The organism is Pseudomonas sp. S8 (assembly GCF_050473925.1).
Classification (GTDB): Bacteria; Pseudomonadota; Gammaproteobacteria; order Pseudomonadales; family Pseudomonadaceae; genus Aquipseudomonas; species Aquipseudomonas parakoreensis.
In genome coordinates this window covers 2,950,064-2,973,080 of record NZ_JBFDVZ010000016.1, presented here as the reverse complement: position 1 = coordinate 2,973,080, position 23,017 = coordinate 2,950,064, and the positions used below count along the sequence as shown (strand labels likewise).

The following is a 23,017-nucleotide window of genomic DNA, read 5'->3' as shown; positions in this document are numbered from 1 at the left end:
CGATTGAGAAAATAAATTCATTGTCGTTGTCCTACAGACTGAAAAGAACATTCGGACCACTGGTGCTATATACAGGTGTCAGTGAGATACTGCGTTTCCGGCTCACCATGTTGCTTTTTCTGTCATGACCCAGCGAAAAATCATCCACGTCGACTGCGACTGTTTCTACGCCGCCATCGAGATGCGCGACGACCCGAACCTGGCTGGCAAGCCGTTGGCGGTGGGTGGGTCGGCGGATCGGCGTGGAGTGATTGCAACCTGCAACTATGAAGCGCGGGCCTATGGTGTGCGCTCGGCAATGTCATCCGGACACGCCTTGAAGCTGTGCCCCGACCTGACCATCGTCAAGCCACGCATGGACGCCTATCGCGAAGCCTCGAAGGAAATTCATACGATCTTTCGCGATTACACCGACCTGATCGAACCGCTGTCGCTGGACGAAGCCTATCTCGACGTCTCCGACAGCGCGCATTTTGGCGGCAGCGCCACGCGCATCGCTCAGGATATCCGTCGGCGCGTTTCCAATCAGTTGCACATCACCGTGTCTGCGGGTGTGGCTCCGAACAAGTTTCTGGCCAAGATCGCCAGTGACTGGAAGAAGCCCAACGGGCTGTTCGTCATTACTCCGGATCAGGTGGAAGATTTCGTCAGCGGTTTGCCGGTGAGCAAGTTGCACGGCGTCGGCAAAGTCACCGCGGACAAGCTGGGCAAACTCGGCATCGCCGATTGCCTGCAATTGCGCGAGTGGGACAAGTTGGCGCTGGTGCGCGAATTCGGCAGTTTCGGTGAGCGACTCTGGAGTCTGGCCCGTGGGATTGATGACCGGCTGGTGCATAACGACAGTCGCCGTCAGTCAATCAGCGTGGAAAACACCTACGACGTCGATCTGCCGGATCTGCGCAGTTGCCTCGACAAGCTGCCGGAGCTGCTGGACACCCTGAAAACCCGCATGGAACGGATCGACAGCAGTTATCGCCCAGGCAAGCCGTTCGTCAAAGTGAAGTTCCATGACTTTACCCAGACCACACTGGAGCAGGCCGGGGCAGGGCGCGATCTGGGCAGTTATCAGTTGATGCTGACGCAGGCATTCAATCGTGGCGGGAAACCGGTGCGGTTGTTGGGGGTGGGGGTCCGGCTGGAGGATTTGCGCGGCGGGTTTGAGCAGATGGAGTTGTTTGAGCGTTAAAAGTCAAAAGATCGCAGCCTGCGGCAGCTCCTACATTGGAATGCGTTCCCTGTAGGAGCTGCCGCAGGCTGCGATCTTTTAAGGCTTAATTCGGTCCTGGATCAGCCACCAGGCGCCCGGCATCCTTGGTCAGCGACTTGAGAAACTCGGCCTGCAACTCAGGATCGTTACGCGTCAGCTCGATCAGGCTTTGCTCCAGTTCGCTGGCTTCTTCTTCCAGACCCAGCTCCGACAGGCGTTTGACCCGGTGGACCCACTGGCTCACTTCGTCGTCTTCCAGATCGTCATAAATCAACCCGTGGGCTTCGAGTAACTTGCTGCGCAAATGACTGCTGATCGCCAGGGATGAATCGCTGTGCACGTCATCCTTGCCGTCTTCGACGCTGATTTGCAGCTTGCCGATATGATTCAAGTCATTTTCGGCGAACGGACTGTCCAGCAGGTTCAGGCGCAGCACGCCGTTGCGGTCAGTGGTCATGTCGAAGGTCTGCTTGCCGGCCTTGACCTGCACCGGGCGCTCGCTCCACGGCAGGCTCGAATATTCCGTGCGCTTGTCGCGCTGGACTTCATCGATACCGGCCAGGTTCTGTTGTGCACGACCGTGAGACTGCACGTTCATGAACGGGTTGACCCCGGCAATGCCGTAGTTCAGCCAGTCCTTGGTCACGCTGTCCGGCAGGTTGCCCAGGGCGAACACGTTGACCACATTGGCGCCGATACCAGCGACCACGGCCACCGCGCCCAGCGGAATCTCGTAGATTTCGCGCCAGGGCTGGTAAGGCGTGTAGCGATCGTAACGACGGGTGACTTCGAACTCGGTGACTTCGAAGGTCTTCTGTTCGTTGATCTTCACACGTCGTTGCGGCAGCTCGAGCACCTTAGGCTCACCGACATCGATCTGCAGGCTGTGGTCGAGCAGTTTGCGCTCGACCCGCTCTTCGTGCTCGCTGCGCTGTGACATCTGATTGGCGCAGCCGCTGACCAGCAGGGCGCCGCACAAGGCGGCGCCACCGAGGCCCAAGGTGTTTCGCTTGAACATGAGGTCTCTATCTGGATTCAGCGGCGGATACGGGCCTGAAGGAAGGACAGCACATCGGCGACCGGCAGCGCTTGCGCTTCGGCCTCGGTGCGGCTCTTGTATTCCAGGTTGCCTTCGGCGAGGCCGCGGTCACTGACCACGATCCGGTGAGGAATGCCGATCAGCTCCATGTCCGCGAACTTGATGCCCGGGCTGGTTTTCTTGTCGCGATCGTCCAGCAGCACTTCGAAACCGGCGGCAGTCAGTTCTGCGTACAGCTTGTCGGTGGCTTCGCGCACCTGCTCGGTTTCATAGCGCAGCGGTACCAGGGCGATCTGGAACGGCGCCAGGGTGTCGCTCCAGATGATGCCTTTGTCGTCGTTGTTCTGCTCGATGGCGGCAGCGACCACGCGGGATACGCCGATACCGTAGCAACCCATCTCCAGCGTGACCGGCTTGCCGTTCTCGCCCAGCACTTCGCACTTCATCGCCTTGCTGTACTTGTTGCCCAGCTGGAAGATGTGCCCGACTTCGATGCCGCGCTTGATTTCCAGCGTGCCTTTGCCGTCCGGGCTTGGGTCACCGGCGACGACGTTACGCAGGTCGGCAACGGTTGGAACCGGCAGATCGCGCTCCCAGTTCACGCCGAAGTAGTGCTTGTCGTCGATGTTCGCGCCGATGCCGAAGTCGCTCATCAGTTCGACCGAGCGATCGATGATGATCGGCAGTGGCAGGTTCAGCGGGCCGAGGGAACCGGCACCGGCGCCAATGGCGTCACGCAGTTCGGCATCGGAAGCCATGACCAGCGGGCTGGCAACGCCTGGCTGGTTGGCAGCCTTGATTTCGTTGAGCTCGTGGTCGCCACGGATGATCAGCGCAATCAGCTTGCCTGGCTCTTCGGCGTGGACGATCAGGGTCTTGATGGTCTTTTCAATCGGCAGATTGAATTTTTCCACCAGCGCGGCAATGGTCTTGGTGTCCGGGGTGTCGACCAAGCGCAGCTCTTCGGCCGGTGCCGGACGCGAGGTTTCGCGTGGCACGGCTTCGGCTTTCTCGATGTTCGCCGCGTAGTCGGAGCCGTTGCTGAAGACGATGTCGTCTTCGCCGGACTCGGCCAGTACGTGGAACTCGTGGGAGCCGGCGCCACCGATCGAACCGTTGTCGGCCTCAACCGGACGGAATTTCAGGCCCAGGCGGGTGAACACGTTGCAGTACGCCTGATGCATGCGGTCGTAGGTGACCTGCAGCGAAGCCTGATCGGCGTGGAACGAGTAGGCGTCCTTCATGATGAATTCACGGCCACGCATCAAGCCGAAGCGTGGGCGGATTTCGTCACGGAATTTGGTCTGGATCTGGTACAGGTTGATCGGCAGCTGCTTGTAGCTGCTCAACTCGTTGCGCATCAGATCGGTGATCACTTCTTCGTGGGTAGGGCCCGCGCAGAAGTCGCGACCGTGGCGGTCTTTGATGCGCAGCAGCTCAGGGCCGTATTCTTCCCAGCGCCCCGATTCCTGCCACAGCTCGGCCGGTTGGGTGCTCGGCATCAACACTTCAAGAGAACCGGCAGCGTTCATTTCTTCGCGAACGATGGCTTCAACCTTGCGCATTACCCGCAAGCCCATCGGCAGCCAGGTGTACAGGCCCGAAGCGAGTTTGCGGATCATGCCGGCGCGCAGCATCAGCTGGTGGCTGACGACGACCGCATCGGAAGGCGTTTCTTTCTGTGTGGCGAGCAAAAATTGACTGGTGCGCATGGTTGGCCGTTGTCGGTTGCTGTGACTGGAAATGACTGAGCAGTGTACCGGCGAGATTTGCCGACGTACAGGATTGCGCTTGGCGGTGAGGCTCGACGGCGGGAATCCTCCCGCCGTATCTGAAATGTCCTACGACTCTTCGACGACGGAGGTCGGTGCAGGCTCGGGCGTTGGCGTCGGGCCCGCGCGGCGATTTTCCTGGAACCAGTGCAGGGCAATCAGCACCAGCGTCGGCACCCCGAGCAGCGCGGTGATCATGAAGAAGTTGTGGTAGCCGAACTTCTCGACCATGACACCGGAGTAACCGCCCATCAGGCGCGGTAGCAACAGCATGATCGAACTGAGCAGGGCGTACTGTGTCGCCGAGAACTTGAGGTTGGTCAGGCTCGACAGGTAGGCGACGAACGCCGAGGTGGCGAGCCCGGAACTGAAATTGTCGAGGGAGATGGTCACCACCAGCATCTGCAGGTTCGGCCCCATGTCGGCCAGCATCACAAACAGCAGGTTGGTCGCCGCCGAAGCCGCGCCACCGATGAACAGGATCGGCAGGATGCCGAAACGCACGATCAGCAGGCCGCCCATGCCGGCGCCGACCAGGGTCATGATCAGGCCAAAGATCTTGCTCACGCTGGCGATCTGATCCTTGGTGAAGCCCTGGTCGATGTAGAACACGTTGGCCATCACGCCCATTACCGTGTCGGACATCCGATACGTGGCGATCAGTCCGAGCAGCAGCAACGCTTGCCAGCGGTAACGCAGGATGAAGTCGTTGACCGGCGTCAGCACCGGTGCCAGGCCGCGACGGCCCATGGTTGACAGGCACAGGCCGGTGAGCAGGGTATAGAGGATGGCACGCAGGAAGGCGCGGTCTTCGAGCAGCAGGTCGAGCGGACTCATCTGACCGAACAATACGCTGGCGAAATCGGTGTTGTAGAGCTGGGTGAACATCGCCGGAACCGACACCAGCAACACGATCAGCACGAATACCGAGGCCAGCTGATGGACGAAGCTGTAGCGACCGGCCTGCAACTGCGTGCGCAATGGCACGGGCGGTTCGCGCATCAGCAGCGAGGTCAACAGGGCAGGGACCATCAACACCCCGAACAGGGCGTAGGTGCCGGTCCAGGCTGAATGTTGGTAGTTGAAGCCGGTGGAACCGAAGCCTTCGGCGAAGAACAGCGCGCCTGCCGTGGCCAGCAGGGCGGCGACGCGATAGCCGGACATGTAACTGGCGGCCAGTGCGGCCTGACGGCTGTCGTCGGCGATTTCCAGGCGATAGGCGTCGACCGCGATATCCTGGGTGGCGGAGGCAAAGGCGACGATGACGGCAATGGCGATCAGCCAGGACAGGTGTTTCTGCGGATCACAGAAGCCCATGCCGATCAGGCCCAGAATCACTAACGACTGCGAGAGCACCAGCCACGAACGGCGGCGGCCCAGCTTGCCCAATAAAGGCAGGCGCCATTGGTCGAGCAGCGGTGACCAGACCCATTTGAAGGCGTAGGCCAGGCCGATCAGGCTGGCGTAGCCGATGGTTTCACGGGCAACGCCGGCTTCACGCAGCCACACGGACAGCGTCGAAAACACCAGCATGTACGGCAGGCCGGCAGCAAAACCGAGCAACAACAGCACGAGCGTCGAAGGACTGGCATAGGCGGCTAGCGCGGCGCGCCAGGTTTTACGGGGCATGGGCTGAAGTCTGCCTCAAGATTGCGAAAACAAAGCGCGCACTCTAACCGCTGTGCTCTATCGGACGCCAGCCATGGCGCTGAATATCCACACGATTGTTCAGGATGGTGACGCCTTCAGAACGTAATCGTGCCCGTTGTTCGTCCCCCGAGGGGCTGCCCAGCGGCAGGCTGATCCGACCGCCGGCACCCAATACCCGGTGCCACGGCAGTCTGGTATCGCCGGGTAGTTGGCTGAGGGTCCGGCCGACCCAGCGGGCGGCGCGCCCCAGACCCGCGAGTTCGGCCAGCTGACCATAGCTGACCACTTTGCCTTCAGGTACTTGGGCAAGGGTGGAATAAAGCGCCGTGCGTCGGATTTGCGCTTCGCTTTCCTCGGGATGATTCGGCTCTTTCACCTGCGCGGTTCCTGAACAATAGTCGTATCGATGGGCTCAAGCGTAATCGCTCGTTGGCCAGATGAGAAATGAACTCAATGGAAATCGCTCGGTCAGTCCTTGTCAGGGTCTTATTCCTACGGATAATGCCGACCTTTTTTCGCAAACTTGAGCCCTTGAACTGCTTATGCTGTCCAGAACCCTGCTGTGCCTTGCTGTTTTCAGTGCGTCTACGCCCCTGCTTGCCGACACCGTCTGGTTGAAGAACGGTGACAAATTGAGCGGCAAGATTTCCGTTTTCGATGGCGGCAAATTGCTGATTCAGACCCAGTATGCGGGTGCGGTCACCATTGACTGGAAAGAGGTCAAGACTCTGCAGAGCGATCAGGAACTGCTGGTCAAACAGGACGCCTACAACGGTGAAAAGGCCAAGTCGCTGACCGCTGCCGATGACGGCAAGGTCACCCTGGCCAACGGCGAGGCGCCGAAGACCGTCGAGCTGGCGAGCATTCAGCAGATTCTCAAACCCAAACCGGTGGTCGAGGATCTGGTATGGAAAGGCAATATAGGCCTGGCGATGGATTATCAGCGGGCGGAAAAGGACACCGACGATTACGACATCGACTTCAAGACCACCGCACGTCATGGTCGCTGGCGGCACACCGCCGAGGGCGAATACAACCGCGAAGTGCAGGACGACGCAGTCACCACCAATAACTGGCGCGCTGAATACGCGCTCGACCGTTTCCTCACCGACAAGTGGTTCTGGCAGGGGCGCCTGAACTACAAGCGTGATTACGTTGAAGAGCTGTCACGTCAGCGCGTGGTCGGTACCGGTCCGGGCTACCAGTTCTGGGACGACGAGCTGGGGGCGTTTTCGCTTGGCTCGCTGCTCAACCGCACCGATTACGAGTACAGCGATGGCGGCAAGGACAATTTCTATTCGGTCGCCATGAAGTGGGATTACAACCGCTACCTGATCGGCAAGAAGGTCGAGTTCTTCACCAACGGCGAACTGGGCAAGCCGCTGTCGGACGTGGCCAACTACGCGCTGGATGCCGAGATGGGCCTGCGTTACAAGGTCACTGACTGGGCGTCGCTCAATCTCAAGGCCGAGCGCGACATCATCAGTGGCACGAAGGACGCAGATTTGAACAAGACCCGCTATACCGCAGGGTTTGGCGTGGCCTGGTAAGGCACAAGCAAAAGATCGCAGCCTGCGGCAGCGCCTACAGGGGAATGGTATTTATCCTGTAGGCGCTGCCGCAGGCTGCGATCTTTTTTTGCGTCTGGAAAATAGACACCCGCAAAAAAGCCCCGCTTTTGAGGGCGGGGCTCTTTTCTAAAGAAGCTACAAGTTAGATAACTTGTACTTCTTCAGCTTGCATGCCTTTCTGACCGCGGGTAGCGATGAAAGAAACCTGTTGGCCTTCTTTCAGGCTTTTGAAGCCGTCGGATTGGATAGCTTTGAAGTGAACGAACAGGTCGTCACCGGATTGTGGAGTGATGAAGCCGAAGCCTTTTTCATCGTTGAACCACTTAACGGTACCGGTTTGGCGATTAGACATGGTGTAACTCCTTGAACAAAGATAACTGCGACTCAGGAAGAACCCTGGCCGAGACTGAGTGCAAAGAGCAGGAAAAATTCTTGTAGATGGTTGGATCGAAATTCAACATATCGTGTAGAGATTCTCAGTGACACAAGCAGCACAGTGGCGCCACCTTAACCCTTTTTCCGGAACGTGCCAATGCTTCTTGCGAAGGTTTCTCTGTTTTAAGGATCGGCGGTGTGACGCTTCGTCGCCAGGGCGCGTATTTCCAGCATGTTCGCCGAGAATTGCAGCGCACACTTTGAACCCGGCGGCGCGCCCGGTAAGATGCCGGACAGATTTTTTCCACCTCGCTATTCAGGACACCCGCCATGAGCATCAAATCGGACAAGTGGATTCGCCGCATGGCGCAGGAACACGGCATGATCGAGCCTTTCGTCGAGCGCCAGGTGCGCGGCAGCGACGACAGCCGTGTGATCTCCTACGGTGTGTCGAGCTACGGCTACGATGTGCGCTGCACCAATCATTTCAAGGTGTTCACCAACATCAACTCGGCGATCGTCGACCCGAAAAACTTCGACGCCGGCAGCTTTGTCGACATTCACAGCGATGTCTGCATCATTCCGCCGAACTCCTTCGCCCTGGCCAGCACCGTCGAGTACTTCCGCATTCCGCGCAACGTATTGACCATCTGCCTGGGTAAAAGCACCTATGCGCGTTGCGGCATCATCGTCAACGTAACCCCGCTCGAGCCTGAGTGGGAAGGTCATGTGACCCTGGAGTTTTCCAACACCACCAACCTGCCGGCGAAGATTTACGCCAACGAAGGCGTGGCGCAAATGCTGTTCCTCGAATCCGACGAACAATGCGAAGTTTCCTACAAGGATCGCGGCGGCAAGTATCAAGGCCAGCGTGGCGTGACCCTGCCGCGTACCTGATCCGTCCGGCAGTTCGCGGGAATTCTTTGGCGGGCAGACACTCTATGGGGTGTACTGCCCGTTTTTGCTTCTGGCAAAACGGGCCTTCGCCGAGGAGGTTGCATGAAGATCGATCCGCATATCACCGCCGAACTGGCAAGGCTTGAGCCCAATCAGGTTGGCGTTTTGGCCTGGTCATTGTTGGCACACCCGGCTTTCCATATGGCTGGCGGCATTCCCGGTCAGCCTGATCCCGATACTCCCAACGAACAACCGACCGAACCGGGCGAGCCGACGCTGCCGGACGAGCCGCCACCCGCGCCAGTGGCTTGAGCCGCTGCCCGATAATGGCCAGTTGGCCGAGGTGTGCCCTATACCTCAGCTGACCGGCCATATTTCGTTGTCGCCGACGACGAAAATCCTGCAGGTGTCATCCTTCTCCACCGCAAAGCCGCCGGTAAACGCGCCAAACGCTGGCAGCAGGCTCAAACCCTCGCCCAGCCGGAAACATGCCAGACGCAAACGCTGCCGCCCTTTGCCGTTAAGCCGATAGACGGGATGCACGTGCCCGGCCAGCACATGCCGTTCCGGGTGCGGGTCGGGTTCGTGTTGCAAGGCGAACGGCCCGAGCAGCATCGGTTCTGGAACCACGCGGATATTCAGTGCCGCCGGCGGGTCCCCGGCGCGCTTGTCGTGGTTGCCGCGAATCAGTGTCATCGGCAGATCCGCGTGACGTGCGCGCCATTCGGCCAAGGCATTGAGCGTGCCCGCCGCATGCGAACCGGGACCGTGCAGAAAGTCACCGAGGAAAATCAGCTGCCGGCAGGGCAGCCTCGCCAGCAAGCGGTCGAGCACTTCGATGTTCGCCGTCGTGGTGCCTTGTGGCACTGGCTGGCCGAGGCTGCGGTACGCCGCAGCCTTGCCGAAATGCACGTCGGCGATCAGCAGCGCTTGCTGCGCCGGCCAGTACAGAGCCTTTTCCGGCAGCAGCCAGAGTTCCTCGCCGGCCAGGCGCACGGGATACGCTGCACTCATGAGGCTTGACCCTTGTCGGCGGATTGCTCCAGATCACCGACCATGCGCCGGATGCGGTCGGCGAGTTTTTCCGAGCTCATGCTTTCACGCATGCGCTCCACCAGCAATGGAAAGCCCAGCGGTGTAGGCCGTTTGATCAGGTGCATGTCCAGTTTCATCCGGTTGATTCGCTCCAATGTCTGTTCCAGACGACGAATATCCAGCTCTTCGCGCAGGACTTCTTCCCCGGCCTGGGCCAGCAGCAGGTTGTCGGCGTCGTATTGCTTGAACACCTCGAAGAACAATCCGCTGGAGGCCTGCACCTGACGGGTACTTTTCGGTGCGCCGGGATAGCCGGCGAACACCAGCCCGGCGATCCGCGCAATTTCGCGAAAGCGCCGCAGCGCCAGCTCCCCGGCATTCAGGCTGGCGAGCACGTCGCGCAGCAGATACTCGGGGCTGAGCAGCGCTGCATCGAATTGCCCGGACCAATCGACCGGAGTGGCGCTGAGCAACTCCAGCCCGTAATCATTGACCGCAATCGAGAACGTCAGCGGCTGACGCTGGCTCATGCGCCACGCCAGCAGGCTGGCGAGCCCCAAATGCACCTGGCGCCCGGCAAACGGGTAGAGGAAAAGGTGCCAGCCTTCGCGGGATTTCAGCACCTCCGCCAACAGACTGTCGGAAGTGGGCAGACCCGACCAGCGCGCCTGGGTCTGCAGCAACGGTTGCAGCGCGTGCATTTCCGGGCCGGCGAACTCACCCCGCGCGGCCGCTGTGAAGCGACTGACCACGGCGGCGGCCAATTCGTTGGAAAGCGGCATCCGCCCGCCATTCCAGCGCGGCACGGCGGCTTTCTTTGCGGTGCTGCGTTTGACGTACGCGGTCATGTTTTCCGCCCGCACCAACTCCAGCAAACGCCCGGCGAACAGAAAGCCGTCACCCGGTTTCAGCCGCGCGATAAACCCTTCCTCGACGCTGCCCAATTGCTTGCCGCCGCCACCCTTGCTCCAGAATTTCAGATGGATGCTCGCATCGCTGACGATGGTGCCGATGCTCATGCGATGGCGGCGGGCGAGCCGTGCATCGGGGACGCGCCAGACGCCGTTTTCGTCCGGTTCGACCCGGCGGTAATCCGGATAGGCCGTCAGAGAAAGCCCGCCGTGACGTACGAACGCCAGCGCCCAGGCCCAGTTCGCCAGCGTTAGGTCTCGATAAGCCCAGGCACCACGGACTTCTTCGTACAGCTCCTCGGGAATAAAGCCACCACCCAGCGCCATGCTGACCAGATGTTGCACCAGCACATCCAGCGGTTGGTGCGGCGACAGGCGCGGTTCAATGTGGCGTTGCGCCACGGCATCACGTGCGGCGACGGCTTCGATCAGCTCCAGGCTGTGGGTCGGCACCAGCGTCACTCGCGAGGTGCGCCCCGGCGCGTGACCGGAGCGCCCTGCACGCTGCATCAGCCGCGCCACGCCCTTGGCCGAGCCGATTTGCAGCACCCGTTCCACCGGTAAAAAATCCACGCCCAGATCCAGGCTTGACGTACAGACCACGGCTTTCAACTGCCCGTCCTTCAACGCTTGCTCGACCCAGTCGCGGGTCTCGCGAGACAGTGAACTGTGGTGCAGCGCGATCAGTCCGGCCCAGTCCGGCCGCGCTTCGAGCAACGCCTGATACCAGATTTCCGACTGCGCGCGGGTGTTGGTGAAGACCAGGCTGCTGGCGCAGGCGTCGAGTTCGGCGACAACCTGCGGCAGCATCTTCAGACCAATGTGCCCGGCCCACGGAAAACGTTCGATGGCGGGCGGGATCAAGGTGTCGACCTTGAGTGATTTTTCGCTCTGGCCCTGCACGCTGATCCCGCCGCCCTGTGGGATCAGCACCTGTTCGGCGTGGGCTTGATTACCGAGGGTCGCGGACACGCCCCAGACGATCAGCTCCGGTTGCCAGTGGCGCAGGCGGGCGAGGGCCAGTTGCAGCTGTACGCCGCGTTTGTTGCCGAGCAATTCGTGCCATTCATCGACGACGATCATGCGCAGGCTCGACAGTGCGGTTTGTGCGTCGGCGCGGGCGAGCAGCAGGGTCAGGCTTTCCGGGGTGGTGATCAGCGTGGTCGGCAGGCGTCGGCCCTGACGTGCGCGTTCAGCGCTGCTGGTGTCGCCGGTGCGCAGACCGATGCTCCACGGAATCTGCAAATCGCTGACCGGCGCTTGCAGGGCACGCGCGGTGTCGGCAGCGAGGGCGCGCATCGGCGTGATCCACAACACGGTCAGCGGTTCGCTCTGGGGTTTGCGTTTGCTGGTCGTGGCTGCGGGCGCGGCTGACCGGGCGAAGCGGTTGAGCGCGGCGAACCACACCGCATAGGTTTTACCGGCGCCGGTGCTGGCGTGGAGCAACCCGGACTGACCTTTTTTAACGGCGGCCCACACCTGCTTTTGAAAGGCGAACGGCTTCCAGTTGCGTGCGTTGAACCAGGTTTTTGCGAGGTCGGTGGATTTCGCCATGCCGGTTGTGCGCGCTCTGGAAGTGTTCTTCCAGTGACCACGCCGACATACGAAAGGTTTAAAAACACCGCAATCTCAATGTAGGAGCTGCCGCAGGCTGCGATCTTTTGATCTTGAAAGGCAAATCAAAAGATCGCAGCCTGCGGCAGCTCCTACATTGGAGATTCGGGTTACTTGAGGTTACCGCTGAGGAACTGCTTCAGCCGCTCGCTGCGCGGATTGCCCAGCACGTCTTCCGGCGCGCCTTCTTCTTCCACCAGCCCTTGATGCAGGAACAACACCTGGCTGGAGACTTTGCGGGCGAAGCTCATTTCATGGGTCACCATGATCATCGTCCGGCCTTCCTCGGCCAGTCCCTGAATCACCCGCAGCACTTCGCCTACCAGCTCCGGGTCGAGTGCCGAGGTCGGTTCGTCGAACAGCATCACTTCCGGCTCCATCGCCAGCGCCCGGGCAATCGCCACCCGCTGTTGCTGGCCGCCGGAGAGAAACGCCGGGTACTGATCGGCGACGCGCGCCGGCAGGCCAACCTTGTCCAGGTAACGGCGGGCGCGGTCTTCCGCTTCCTGCTTGCTGCAACCCAGCACCCGGCGCGGGGCCATGGTGATGTTTTCCAGCACGGTCATGTGGCTCCACAGGTTGAAGTGCTGGAACACCATGGCCAGTCGCGTGCGCAGGCGTTGCAGTTCATTCGGGTCGGCGACGTGCATGCCGTGGCGGTCGGTGACCATGCGGATCGCCTGGCCGTCGAGGCTCATGGCGCCATCGTTGGGTTGTTCGAGGAAGTTGATGCAGCGCAAAAAGGTGCTTTTGCCCGAGCCACTGGCGCCGATCAGGCTGATCACGTCGCCGGTTTTGGCCTTGAGCGAAACGCCTTTGAGTACCTGATGGTCGCCATAGCTTTTGTGCAGACCTTCAACCGTCAATTTGTACATGGGACAGACATCCTCAAGGCGAAAGTAGATAGCCGCTGCGATAGGCTTCGGCACCCGCCACGTGGGCGATCACCATGCCGGCAGTGGCCATGCGCCGCAGCGATCGGGCGTACATCACGCCGGCAGCGGTGCAGCAAATGGGGGTAACCCGATCACTGATCGGGTCGATGATTTCGGCAATCTGTTGCCCGGCTTGCAGGTACTGGCCGGCTTGCGCGGTGTACACCAGCAGCCCCCCGACCGCTGTCGTGACCGGCTCGACACCGGCCAGCGGTGTTGCGGGGAAGGGCAAGGGCGGTTGCGGCCGGGTCTCGCCGACGATCGCATCGAACTGGATCAGGTAATCGATCAAGGCCTGGCAGTCACGACTGGCCATCGGGTGATTGACGTCACCCTGGCCGCGCAACTCCACGGTCACCGAAAAACTGCCCAGCGGAATCTCGAAGTGCTCGCCAAAGCGTTCCTGCAGTTGCCACCACAGCAGGGTGAAGCATTCGTCGAACGACTGGCCGCCGGAATCGGTGGCCAGCAAGCTCGCCTGGGCTTCGATATAACGCGCCAGCGGCTCGACCTGCGGCCACGCCTCGGGCGTGGTGTAGAGGTGAACCACCGATTCGAAATCGCAATGCAGGTCCAGCACCATGTCGGCATCACACGCCAGCCGTTGCAGGGTCAGGCGCTGGGATTGCAGTTGTGTGGCGGGCGTCTGGCGGGCGAGGGCGTTGCGCAGGCTGGCGCGGATCAGCTCAAGGTTGCGTTGCGGGTCGTCGCCCAGTTGGCCCTCGATGGCGTTGCCGATTTCTTCGCTGAGGTCGACGAACCAGCGATTGAAATTCTGCCCGCTCTCCAGTTCGTAGCGGCCCAGCGGCACGTCCATCAGCACTTGTTCAAGACCGACCGGATTGGCCACCGGCACCAGCACGATCTGGCTGCGCAGGCGCCCAGCAGCTTCCAGCTCCGCCAGGCGCTGCTTGAGGTGCCAGGCGACGAGCATGCCGGGCATTTCATCGGCATGCAGCGAGGACTGGATGTAAATCTTGCCTTGGGCCTGCTCCGGGCCGAAGTGGAAGCTGTGGATCTGGCGTGCGGTCCCCGGCACCGGGGCCAACAGGTCATGGATCTGGTGTCGCATTACAGGGTTTCCTAGTGGGTCGGCCCGAGGAATGCCAGCCATCGGCGTTCGGCGAGGCGGAACAGGCCGACCAGCGCGAAGGTGATGGTCAGGTAGATCAGCGCGGCGATGCCGAACGACTGGAAGGTCAGGTAGGTCGCCGAGTTGGCGTCCCGTGCCACTTTCAGGATGTCGGGGATGGTCGCGGTGAAGGCCACGGTGGTCGAGTGCAGCATCAGGATCACTTCGTTGCTGTAATACGGCAACGAACGGCGCAGCGCCGAGGGCATGATCACGTAGGCATACAGCTTCCAGCCGGTCAGACCGTAGGCCTTGGCCGCTTCGACTTCACCGTGGTTCATGCTGCGGATCGCCCCGGCAAAAATCTCCGTGGTGTAAGCGCAGGTGTTCAGGGCGAACGCGAGGATCGTGCAGTTCATCGCATCGCGAAAGAAACTGTCGAGCAACGGTTGCGCGCGCACGGCGGCCAGGCTGTAGATCCCGGTGTAGCAGATCAGCAACTGGATGTAGAGCGGCGTGCCACGGAACAGGTAGGTGTAAAACTGCACCGGCCAGCGCACATAGAAGTGCGACGAGACCCGGGCAATCGACAGCGGTATCGACACCAGGAACCCGATGAAGATCGAGGCGCTGAGCAGCCACATCGTCATCGCCAGCCCGGTGATGTTGGTGCCGTCGGTATAAAGGAAGGGTTTCCAGTATTCCTGCAGGAGTTCGATCATCGTACGGCCTCCCGGGCACCGGCGGCGTAACGGCGCTCAAGCCAGCGCAGGATGACGTTGGATGCACTGGTGATCAGCAGATAGATCAAGGCGGCGAGTACCAGGAAGTAGAACAGTTGATAGGTGCTTTTACCGGCGTCCTGCGCGGCTTTGACCAGATCCGCCAGACCGATGATCGACACCAGCGCGGTGGCCTTGAGCATCACCATCCAGTTGTTGCCGATGCCCGGCAGGGCGAAGCGCATCATTTGCGGGAACACCACGAAGCGAAAGCGCTGGCCGCGTTTGAGGCCGTAGGCGGTGGCCGCTTCGACCTGACCGCGTGGTACGGCGAGGATTGCGCCACGGAAGGTTTCGGTGAAATACGCGCCATAGATGAAGCCCAGGGTGATCACCCCGGCGGTAAAGGAGTCGATTTCGATGTAGTCCCACTCCATGACGTCGGTCAGGGCGGTCAGCCAGGTTTGCAGGCTGTAGAAAATCAGCAGCATCAGCACCAGATCCGGCACGCCGCGAATCAGCGTGGTGTAGAGCTGGGCAGGCAGGCGCAGCAGTTTGGATTTCGACAGTTTGGCACTGGCGCCCAAGAGACCGAGCAACACGGCCACCAGCAGCGACAACGCCGACAATTTGATGGTCATCCAGGTGCCTTCCAACAGCAACGGACCGAAGCCCTTGAGGCTGAAGGCGGAGAGCCCCAGATTTTGTAAGAGGTTTTCGAACATAAATCAGCAACCTGAGCGGATGGAAAAGGCGCCCATCGAGTGATGGGCGCCAGGGCATTATTTACCGCTGTACAGATTCAGATCGCCAAAGTGTTTCTTTTGAATCTCGGCGTATTTGCCGTCATCGTGTAACGCTTTGATACCTTTATCTAAAAGCGCCTTCAGCTCTTTGTTACCTTTCTTAATACCGACAGCGGTTTTGGCTGGCAGCAGTTCGCTGTCAACTGGCTTGCTGACTTCGTAGTTGGCGCCATCCGGCGACTTCAAAAAGCCCAGTTCGGCTTGCAGCATGTCCTGGATCGAGGCGTCGAGACGGCCGTTTTTCAGGTCGGCGTAGACCTGATCCTGGTTGGCGTAAGCCTGGATTTTCACCCCGGCCTTCTCCAGTACGGCCTTGGCGTAGGCTTCCTGGATGGTGCCTTGCTCGTAACCGACGGATTTGCCCTTGAGAGAGGCGACGTCATCGCTCAGGCCGGAACCCTTCTTGAACACGTAGGAAGTCGGGCCGGAGAACAGCTCGCTGGAGAAATCGATCGCCTTTTCACGGGCCGGGGTCACGGTCATCGACGAAATCACACCGTCGAATTTGTTGGCGTTGAGGCCCGGAATCATGCCGTCGAAGTCGCTTTCAACCCATTTGCACTTGACCTTCAGCTCGGCGCAGATCGCGTTGCCCAGGTCGATGTCGAAGCCCACCAGGCTGCCGTCGGCCGCTTTCGACTCGAACGGTGCGTAGGAAGGATCAACGCCAAAACGCAGCTCTTTGTATTCCTTGGCCAGCGCGGAGCCGGCAGCCATGCACAACGCCAGTGCAGAAAGGGTCAGCAATGCTTTTTTCATTATTCAATCCCTAAGAACCAATATGAGCGCTTGTGGCGCAGAATTATTGTTACTGGAACGCGTACGACCTATAGAAAGTAGCAATTTCCGAACCAGAGTCCCGAACAAGTGTTTTAAAAGGTTGGGGGAGGGGAGAGGGAAAGGGATTGGTGCACGGAACCGGGCGTTGGTTGAAGGCCGCACCAAGTTGGGTCGAGGCACGCATTTTTTAACGGATTCTGAATGCTTGTAGCGAGGGGATTTATCCCCGATCGGCTGCGTAGCAGTCGCAAATCCGGTACACGCGGTTTACTGAAAGAATGATGGGGAGCCGCTTCGCGCCCATCGGGGATAAATCCCCTCACCACAAGATCTCCTCACCAGAAAATCCACTCACTACAGGATGTTCATTCAGCACGATTGGAGGTATGTCCCGGAAAACCGGGTCAGGCCAACAAATCCTGCAACGTTGCCAGGCTATCTGCCTCATCCACCGTCTTGTCCTGCCGCCAGCGCAGCATGCGCGGGAAGCGCACGGCAATGCCGCTCTTGTGCCGTCGCGACAGGGCGATCCCTTCGAAACCCAGTTCGAACACCAGACTCGGTTTGACGCTGCTCACCGGGCCGAATTTTTCCACGGTGGTCTTGCGTACGATGCTGTCGACCTGACGCATTTCCTCGTCGGTCAGCCCCGAATAGGCCTTGGCAAACGGCACCAGCGCCCGTTGGCTGGATTCGGGCGGTCCGTCCCACACGGCGAAGGTGTAATCGCTGTACAGACTGGCGCGCCGGCCATGGCCGCGTTGGGCGTAGATCAATACCGCATCGACGCTGAACGGATCGACCTTCCACTTCCACCACACGCCCATGTCCTTGGTCCGGCCCACGCCATACAGGGCGTCGCGGGCTTTGAGCATCATGCCCTCGACCCCCAGTCGCCGTGAGGCTTCGCGCTGCCGGGCCAGATCGAACCAGTCACTGCCAGTGAGCATCGGCGAGGCCAGTAACACCGGGTTGTTACCGTGGGCGATCACTTGCTCCAGTTGCGCACGCCGTTCGGCCTGCGGACGATTGCGCCAGTCTTCGCCCTGCCACTCCAGCAAGTCGTAGGCGAGGACCACCACCGGCACTTCTTCGAGGATCTTCTTGTCGAGGGTTTTGCGGCCGATCCGTTGCTGCAGCAGGGCGAAAGGTTGCACCGCTGGTGGCGCGCTCGATTGCGGATCGAAGGCGTCTTCGGTGCTCGGATGGGTGCTTTTCCAGACCACGATTTCGCCGTCGATCACCGTGCCGTCGGGTAACGCGTGGATCAACGTATCGAATTCGGGAAAGCGTTCGGTCACCAGTTCTTCACCGCGCGACCAGACCCACAACCGCCCCTCACGTTTGACCACCTGCGCGCGGATCCCATCCCACTTCCATTCCACCTGCCAGTTGCTCGCCGGGCCCAGCAATGTTTCGAACTCATCCACCGATTGCGACAAGGCATGGGCGAGGAAAAACGGGTAGGGCTGACCGCCACGCTGAGCGTGTTCGTCGGCGGATTCCGGGGCGATCAGTTTCAGGTAGCTGGCTGCGTTCGGCCGGTTCGACAGGTCGGTGTAACCCACCAGACGCTGCGCCACACGTTTGCTGTCGAGGCCGGCCATCGATGCCAACGCGCGAGTGACCAACAGTTTCGATACGCCGACGCGAAAGCTCCCGGTGATCAATTTGATGCACAGCATCAGGCTCGGCCGGTCCAGCTGCGCCCACAGTGCGGGCAGTTGGCGGGCGAGATACTCCGGGGTCTCACCGCGCAGCGGCAGCAGCTTGTCTTCGATCCATTCGGCAAGGCCGGCCTCGGAGCTGTGCAGGTTTTCTGGCAGCACCAGCGAAATGGTTTCCGCCAGATCGCCGACGGATTGATAGCTTTCCTCGAACAGCCACGGCTGCAACCCCGAGACCTCCACCGCCAGTTCGCGCAGGATGCGCACCGGCACCAGTTGTCGCGGGCGCCCGCCCGACAGAAAGTACACCGCCCATGCCGCGTCTTGCGGTGCAGCCTGGGCGAAGTAGGCTTGCATGGCGGCCAGTTTGGCGTTGCTGGACGTGGTGGCGTCGAGTTCGGCATACAACTCGGCGAAGGCTTTCATGCTTGCACCTCGGCGATGGCAGGTTCGGCGTCAATGTTTTCCTCTTCATCGTCGCCGTATTCGGTGTTGAAGCCTTGCGCATCCAGGCCTTGTTCACGCAGATGGCGCACCAGCACGCCGATCGAGCCGTGGGTGACCATCACCCGTTCGGCGCCGGTCTGTTCGATGGCCCAGAGCAGGCCCGGCCAGTCGGCGTGATCCGACAGCACAAAACCACGATCCACGCCGCGCCGCCGGCGGGTGCCGCGCAGGCGCATCCAGCCGCTGGCGAAGGCGTCGCTGAAATCACCGAACCGGCGCATCCAGGTGCTGCCACCGGCCGAGGGCGGGGCGATGACCAGCGCCTGACGCATGATCGGGTCGGATTTTTTGATGTCGCCGGCGTAGATCGTCGGCGGCAGGTGCACGCCGGCCTCGCGGTAGACCCGGTTCAGCGGCTCGACGGCGCCGTGGCTGAGGATCGGGCCGAGGCTGGCGTCGATACCGTGCAGAATCCGCTGAGCCTTGCCGAATGAATAACAGAACAGCACGCTGGCCTTGCCCGCCGCGATGTTTGCCTGCCACCACTGGTTGATTTCGCTGAACACCTGCGCCTGTGGCTGCCAGCGGTAGATCGGCAGGCCGAAGGTCGATTCGGTGATAAAGGTGTGGCAGCGCACCGGTTCGAACGGCGCGCAGGTGCCATCAGGTTCGATCTTGTAGTCGCCGGACGCGACCCAGACTTCACCGCCGTATTCCAGACGCACCTGGGCCGAACCGAGCACATGCCCGGCCGGATGGAAACTCAAGGTCACGCCGTGGTGGGTCAGGCGTTGGCCGTAGGCGAGGGTTTGCAGGTTGATGTCCTGACCCAGACGCGCGCGCAAAATCCCTTCGCTGGCGCTGCTGGCAAGGTAGTGCTGATTGCCGTTACGGGCGTGATCGCCGTGGGCATGGGTGATCACCGAGCGCTCGACCGGGCGCCACGGATCAATATAGAAATCCCCGGCAGGGCAGTACAAGCCTTCGGGGCGGGCGATAACAAGGTCCATGTCGTTACCAGAATGGAGGGCTTGTTAGCTATGAGGTTGGCGCGAGTCCGGAAGTTCTATCGGGTTTTTATGTGGGGCGAAAAGCAAAAGATCGCAGCCTTCGGTAGCTCCTACAGGATGTTCACCATTCCCATGTAGGAGCTGCCGAAGGCTGCGATCTTTTGATCTTGCTCTAGCGTTTATTTGCCCGGGGTGAGGGTCAAACGCGTCTTGCCATACACCCGGTCAAAGTTCTGCGGCTGCATCGGCAGACCGATGTACTGACCCTTGAGCCATGCATCAACGCCATTGAGGTAATTCGGGCTGGCCGGGTTGCCGGACTGGCCGGTACCGTTCTGCCCCATCAAGGGTTCGGTTTGGCTGAAGTCGACAATGAAACGCATCGACGGCGCCCGCGTGGTGTTGAAGTCCTGACCCCAGGCAAATGCCGAGGTATTGAGCGTGGTGTGATCGCCGCCGGCTGCCAGTGGGCCGCGAACGGTCTGGCCGTTGGCGTTTTTCCATGTGTAGCTGTGCAGTTTGCCCCACTGCCAGGCCTTGTGATCGCCACCCAACTGACTGTCGCCGGCGTTGATCGCGGCCGCCAGACTGCGCGCCAGAATCTGCGCCTTGTCTTCTTTCTGCGGGGTGTGGATGTCATCCCAGAACGGGCTGTCTTCGCGACCGAGCAGGTGATCGGCCTGCGCCGAGTAAGACAAGTCACCGTTGGCGATAAAGGCTTTCCACGCCGGGCTCGACTCGGGGCCGAGCTCATCGAGGAAGATCTGCTTCATGCTTGCTTGCAGGAACAGTTCATAGATCGCCGCATCCGCCGAGGTCGGGCTGAGCTTGCCGTCGAACGCCATCAATCGGGTGAACGCCTCGCGCGCCTTGCTGCGATCGGCTTCCGGTAGAGCGTCGATCGCCTGTTTCAGCGGCTGCTTCATGCCTGGCGCTTCAAACATTTTCTTCAGCTTGGCGGCGAAGGTGGTGGTCTGGTCGTACTGCATGGCGATCACGCTGCGACTGTCCTGTTTGCCGCTGCCGGCCAGTTCCGCCAGACGTTCGCCGCGCTCCGGCGCCGCCCACGAGTTGGACAACTGCATGCCGTAGCCGTGAGGAATCACCCGCTGGTTGGCAGTGCCGAGCCAGCCCTGGGTCGGGTCCTGATCGTAGGGGTGAAGCATCGGGTCGGCGTAACCGTCCCAGTCGTAGCGGCCTTCCCAGCCCGGCGATGGCAGCAGGCCTTCGCCTTCACGACGGTTGGGGAAACGACCGGTGACTTGCCAGCCAATATTGCTGGCGTCGGCGAACACCATGTTCAGGGCGATGGCGCGGATTTCGCGACTGGCGTCCGAAGCGCGTTCAACGTCTTGCGCGCGGGTCAGGTCGAAAAAAGCGTCCAGCGATTTGTCGTCGGCGAAGTTCGGGGTTTGCAGGGCCAGGCCAAAACCGTTGCCCTGTGCCGCAGCCTGGGCACTGTTGAGCAGTGCACCGTGACGGGTTTCGTACACCGCTTCGCGAATCGGCCGCTGGCCTTTGACGAAATAGGTTTCGTTGCGCACGCCCAGCGGCTGCCATTTGCCGTTGACCTCGTAGGTCAGGCTGCTGCCCTGACGGCGGATTTTTTCCAGGAACAGGTCCTGGTTGTCGCCGAGCACGCTGGTGGCGCTCCACGCCACTTTGCCGTTGAAGCCACCGAGGACCATTGGCAGACCGGCAACGGTGACACCGGCAGCCTGATATTTCGGCGCGCGGATCTGCACGAAGGTCCACAGCGACGGCGCGGCCAATGGCCCATGACTGTCGCTGGCAAGAATGCTCTTGCCGCTGCGGCTGCGTTGCGGGGCGATGGCCCAGTTGTTCGAGGTGCTGGCGCCCAGCAGATTCACCGCCGCCAATTGTTGGCTGGCGTTGCTCAGTTCGCTCAGGCCAGGGATCTGTCCGTTGAGTTTGAGGCCTTGCAGCTTGTCGGCCTCGGCCAGCGGCAGGTTTTCATCCGGTGCAGACGGGGTCAGCCAGGCGAGTTTGTCGGTGGTCACGGTTTGCGCCAGCACCAGCGAGGAAATTTCCTCCGGCAGGTTGGCTGACTGGCTGAAGTTCAACAGTGCGAACAGCAGCGCCGAGTCTTCCGGTTTCCAGTATTCCGGCTTGTAGCCGCTGGACGCGAGGTCGCCTGGCAGTTTGTCGGCGTAGCGGAACAGGTAGGCGTTGACGCCTCGCGCATAGACTTCAAAGAAACGCTTGAGGCGTGGCGACGAGGCCTTGTACAGCCCGTCGGCGCTTTTCTTCAGGTTGACTGCGCGCATGTAGCGGTCAGCATCGAGCATTGAGGCGCCGGACATTTCCGCCAGACGGCCCTGGGCCAGCAGGCGCAGGGTCACCATCTGGTTGATGCGGTCGCTGGCATGCACGTAACCGAGGGTGAACAGTGCGTCGTGGAAGCTGTTGCTTTCGATCAACGGCATGCCCATCGCATTGCGACGCACCGAAACGTTCTGCGCCAGGCCCTTGAGCGCTTGCACGCCGGAGGTGGGCGGGAGGGTGTCCTGCGCGTTCCAGGTCTGGCAACCGGACAGGCTCAAGACACCGGTCACTGCTGCGGCAACGCCGAACCGGGGAAGAAAATGTGTAAGGGCTGGCGAGGCCATGGCAAAGCTCCTGCGGGGGTAGAGGCTGGGGGCGCAATAAAGCCGCTACGTTAGTGAGCAGGCGGTGGCCGCGCAAGCGGGCGCGGGGGTTATTTGTGTAATTCTGTCGAATGGAGAAGATCGCAGCCTTCGGCAGCTCCTGCATTGGATTGAGTACCCCCTGTAGGAGCTGCCGAAGGCTGCGATCTTTTGATCTTGGAGGGTTGGTCTTATGCACTTGCCTGATACCTGGAGGTGATGTTGAAGTGCGGGAAATTCACTGACCCGCATGAGAAAAAAACGCCATGGAGCTCAAGGCCAACGCTGCACTGATCATCATCGACCAGCAACAAGGCATTCTGCAGCCGCGCCTGGGCCGACGGAATAATCCACAGGCCGAAGAACGCATGCTTGATTTGCTGAGGGCGTGGCGCAGCAGCGGGAGGCCGGTGATTCATGTGCAGCATCTGTCGCGTGAAGCGGATTCGGTGTTCTGGCCCGGGCAGTCAGGGGTGGAGATTCAGCAGCGATTCATGCCGCAGGACGGCGAATGGCTGATCCAGAAACAGGTGCCGGACGCGTTTTGCGCCATGGGGCTGGAGGCACGGTTGCGTGAGGCGGGGATCGGGCAATTGATCATTGTCGGTGTGGCGACCCACAACTCGGTGGAATCCACAGCGCGAACGGCGGGCAATCTGGGATTTGACGCCTGGGTGGCAGAGGACGCGTGTTTTACCTTCGACAAGGCCGATTATTTCGGTACACCGCGTTCAGCCGAAGAGGTGCACGGGATGTCGCTGGGGAATTTGCACGGGGAGTATGCGACGGTGGTCAGTGCTGCGCAGGTTCTGGCAGTTGCCTGAGAAACCTGTGGGAGCTGGCTTGCCAGCGATAGCGG

The 23,017-nt window shown here is 60.8% G+C and carries 20 protein-coding genes; 5 read left to right on the top strand and 15 right to left on the bottom strand.

The features are described 5' to 3' along the window. Nucleotides 1-124 precede the first annotated feature (124 nt). Nucleotides 125-1,186, top strand: a complete 1,062-nt coding sequence (gene dinB / locus AB1J88_RS14575) for a DNA polymerase IV (RefSeq protein WP_047292012.1) — start codon at nt 125-127, stop codon at nt 1,184-1,186. A gap of 85 nt (nt 1,187-1,271) precedes the next feature. Here the strand turns inward: dinB and AB1J88_RS14570 are convergent, their stop codons facing one another. The 4 genes from AB1J88_RS14570 to AB1J88_RS14555 all read right to left on the bottom strand — a co-directional run bounded on the left by AB1J88_RS14570 (nt 1,272) and on the right by AB1J88_RS14555 (nt 6,044). Continuing rightward, nucleotides 1,272-2,225 (bottom strand): hypothetical protein, encoded by a 954-nt coding sequence (locus AB1J88_RS14570; protein WP_027614341.1) that lies wholly within the window; start codon nt 2,223-2,225, stop codon nt 1,272-1,274. Nucleotides 2,226-2,242: 17 nt separating this feature from the next. Further along, nucleotides 2,243-3,958 carry a proline--tRNA ligase gene (locus AB1J88_RS14565; protein WP_041070725.1) on the bottom strand — a complete coding sequence of 572 codons (1,716 nt, stop codon included), beginning with the start codon at nt 3,956-3,958 and terminating at the stop codon, nt 2,243-2,245. Nucleotides 3,959-4,087: 129 nt separating this feature from the next. Further along, on the bottom strand, nt 4,088-5,647 hold the full coding sequence (locus AB1J88_RS14560; RefSeq protein WP_041070722.1) for an AmpG family muropeptide MFS transporter: 1,560 nt from the start codon (nt 5,645-5,647) through the stop codon (nt 4,088-4,090). A gap of 43 nt (nt 5,648-5,690) precedes the next feature. Continuing rightward, entirely contained in the window at nt 5,691-6,044 is a 354-nt protein-coding gene (locus AB1J88_RS14555) for an MGMT family protein (protein ID WP_430291332.1), read from the bottom strand. 166 nt (nt 6,045-6,210) lie between these two features. Between AB1J88_RS14555 and AB1J88_RS14550 the strand changes: the two genes are divergently transcribed. Further along, nucleotides 6,211-7,218, top strand: coding sequence for a DUF481 domain-containing protein (locus tag AB1J88_RS14550; RefSeq protein WP_198759682.1), 1,008 nt, complete (start codon nt 6,211-6,213; stop codon nt 7,216-7,218). Nucleotides 7,219-7,381: 163 nt separating this feature from the next. Here AB1J88_RS14550 and AB1J88_RS14545 read toward each other — a convergent pair whose 3' ends face one another. Then, nucleotides 7,382-7,591 (bottom strand): cold-shock protein, encoded by a 210-nt coding sequence (locus tag AB1J88_RS14545; protein ID WP_002554837.1) that lies wholly within the window; start codon nt 7,589-7,591, stop codon nt 7,382-7,384. A 353-nt stretch (nt 7,592-7,944) separates the two neighbouring features. On the opposite strand from AB1J88_RS14545, the gene dcd reads away from it, so the two are divergent. Both dcd and AB1J88_RS14535 read left to right on the top strand, forming a co-directional pair. Further along, nucleotides 7,945-8,511 (top strand): dCTP deaminase, encoded by a 567-nt coding sequence (gene dcd / locus AB1J88_RS14540; protein WP_003222308.1) that lies wholly within the window; start codon nt 7,945-7,947, stop codon nt 8,509-8,511. Between the two features lie 102 nt (nt 8,512-8,613). After that, complete coding sequence (locus tag AB1J88_RS14535) at nt 8,614-8,823, top strand: hypothetical protein (protein WP_047292047.1); 210 nt, start codon at nt 8,614-8,616, stop codon at nt 8,821-8,823. Between the two features lie 45 nt (nt 8,824-8,868). Here AB1J88_RS14535 and pdeM read toward each other — a convergent pair whose 3' ends face one another. The 10 genes from pdeM to AB1J88_RS14485 all read right to left on the bottom strand — a co-directional run bounded on the left by pdeM (nt 8,869) and on the right by AB1J88_RS14485 (nt 22,140). Beyond that, nucleotides 8,869-9,525: a ligase-associated DNA damage response endonuclease PdeM gene (gene pdeM / locus AB1J88_RS14530; RefSeq protein ID WP_108181873.1), complete on the bottom strand. Its 657-nt coding sequence runs from the start codon at nt 9,523-9,525 to the stop codon at nt 8,869-8,871. Beyond that, complete coding sequence (locus tag AB1J88_RS14525) at nt 9,522-12,011, bottom strand: ligase-associated DNA damage response DEXH box helicase (RefSeq protein ID WP_430291330.1); 2,490 nt, start codon at nt 12,009-12,011, stop codon at nt 9,522-9,524. The genes pdeM and AB1J88_RS14525 overlap by 4 nt, the downstream gene beginning before the upstream one ends. A gap of 170 nt (nt 12,012-12,181) precedes the next feature. Beyond that, nucleotides 12,182-12,946 (bottom strand): ABC transporter ATP-binding protein, encoded by a 765-nt coding sequence (locus tag AB1J88_RS14520; protein WP_123586990.1) that lies wholly within the window; start codon nt 12,944-12,946, stop codon nt 12,182-12,184. 13 nt (nt 12,947-12,959) lie between these two features. After that, entirely contained in the window at nt 12,960-14,078 is a 1,119-nt protein-coding gene (locus AB1J88_RS14515; RefSeq protein ID WP_430291329.1) for a succinylglutamate desuccinylase/aspartoacylase family protein, read from the bottom strand. A gap of 11 nt (nt 14,079-14,089) precedes the next feature. Continuing rightward, nucleotides 14,090-14,800 carry an ABC transporter permease gene (locus tag AB1J88_RS14510; protein ID WP_041070638.1) on the bottom strand — a complete coding sequence of 237 codons (711 nt, stop codon included), beginning with the start codon at nt 14,798-14,800 and terminating at the stop codon, nt 14,090-14,092. Beyond that, nucleotides 14,797-15,525, bottom strand: coding sequence for an ABC transporter permease (locus AB1J88_RS14505; protein ID WP_003222319.1), 729 nt, complete (start codon nt 15,523-15,525; stop codon nt 14,797-14,799). The genes AB1J88_RS14510 and AB1J88_RS14505 overlap by 4 nt, the downstream gene beginning before the upstream one ends. A gap of 57 nt (nt 15,526-15,582) precedes the next feature. Further along, nucleotides 15,583-16,365, bottom strand: a complete 783-nt coding sequence (locus AB1J88_RS14500) for a transporter substrate-binding domain-containing protein (protein WP_003222321.1) — start codon at nt 16,363-16,365, stop codon at nt 15,583-15,585. 425 nt (nt 16,366-16,790) lie between these two features. Then, on the bottom strand, nt 16,791-18,479 hold the full coding sequence (locus AB1J88_RS14495) for an ATP-dependent DNA ligase (RefSeq protein WP_430291328.1): 1,689 nt from the start codon (nt 18,477-18,479) through the stop codon (nt 16,791-16,793). Next, nucleotides 18,476-19,510, bottom strand: a complete 1,035-nt coding sequence (locus AB1J88_RS14490) for a ligase-associated DNA damage response exonuclease (RefSeq protein ID WP_121184087.1) — start codon at nt 19,508-19,510, stop codon at nt 18,476-18,478. The genes AB1J88_RS14495 and AB1J88_RS14490 overlap by 4 nt, the downstream gene beginning before the upstream one ends. Before the next feature lie 179 nt (nt 19,511-19,689). Beyond that, on the bottom strand, nt 19,690-22,140 hold the full coding sequence (locus AB1J88_RS14485; RefSeq protein WP_430291327.1) for a penicillin acylase family protein: 2,451 nt from the start codon (nt 22,138-22,140) through the stop codon (nt 19,690-19,692). 284 nt (nt 22,141-22,424) lie between these two features. Between AB1J88_RS14485 and AB1J88_RS14480 the strand changes: the two genes are divergently transcribed. After that, the gene (locus AB1J88_RS14480; protein WP_108181880.1) at nt 22,425-22,982 is read left to right on the top strand and encodes a cysteine hydrolase family protein; all 558 of its coding nucleotides are present in this window, start codon (nt 22,425-22,427) and stop codon (nt 22,980-22,982) included. Nucleotides 22,983-23,017: the final 35 nt, after the last annotated feature.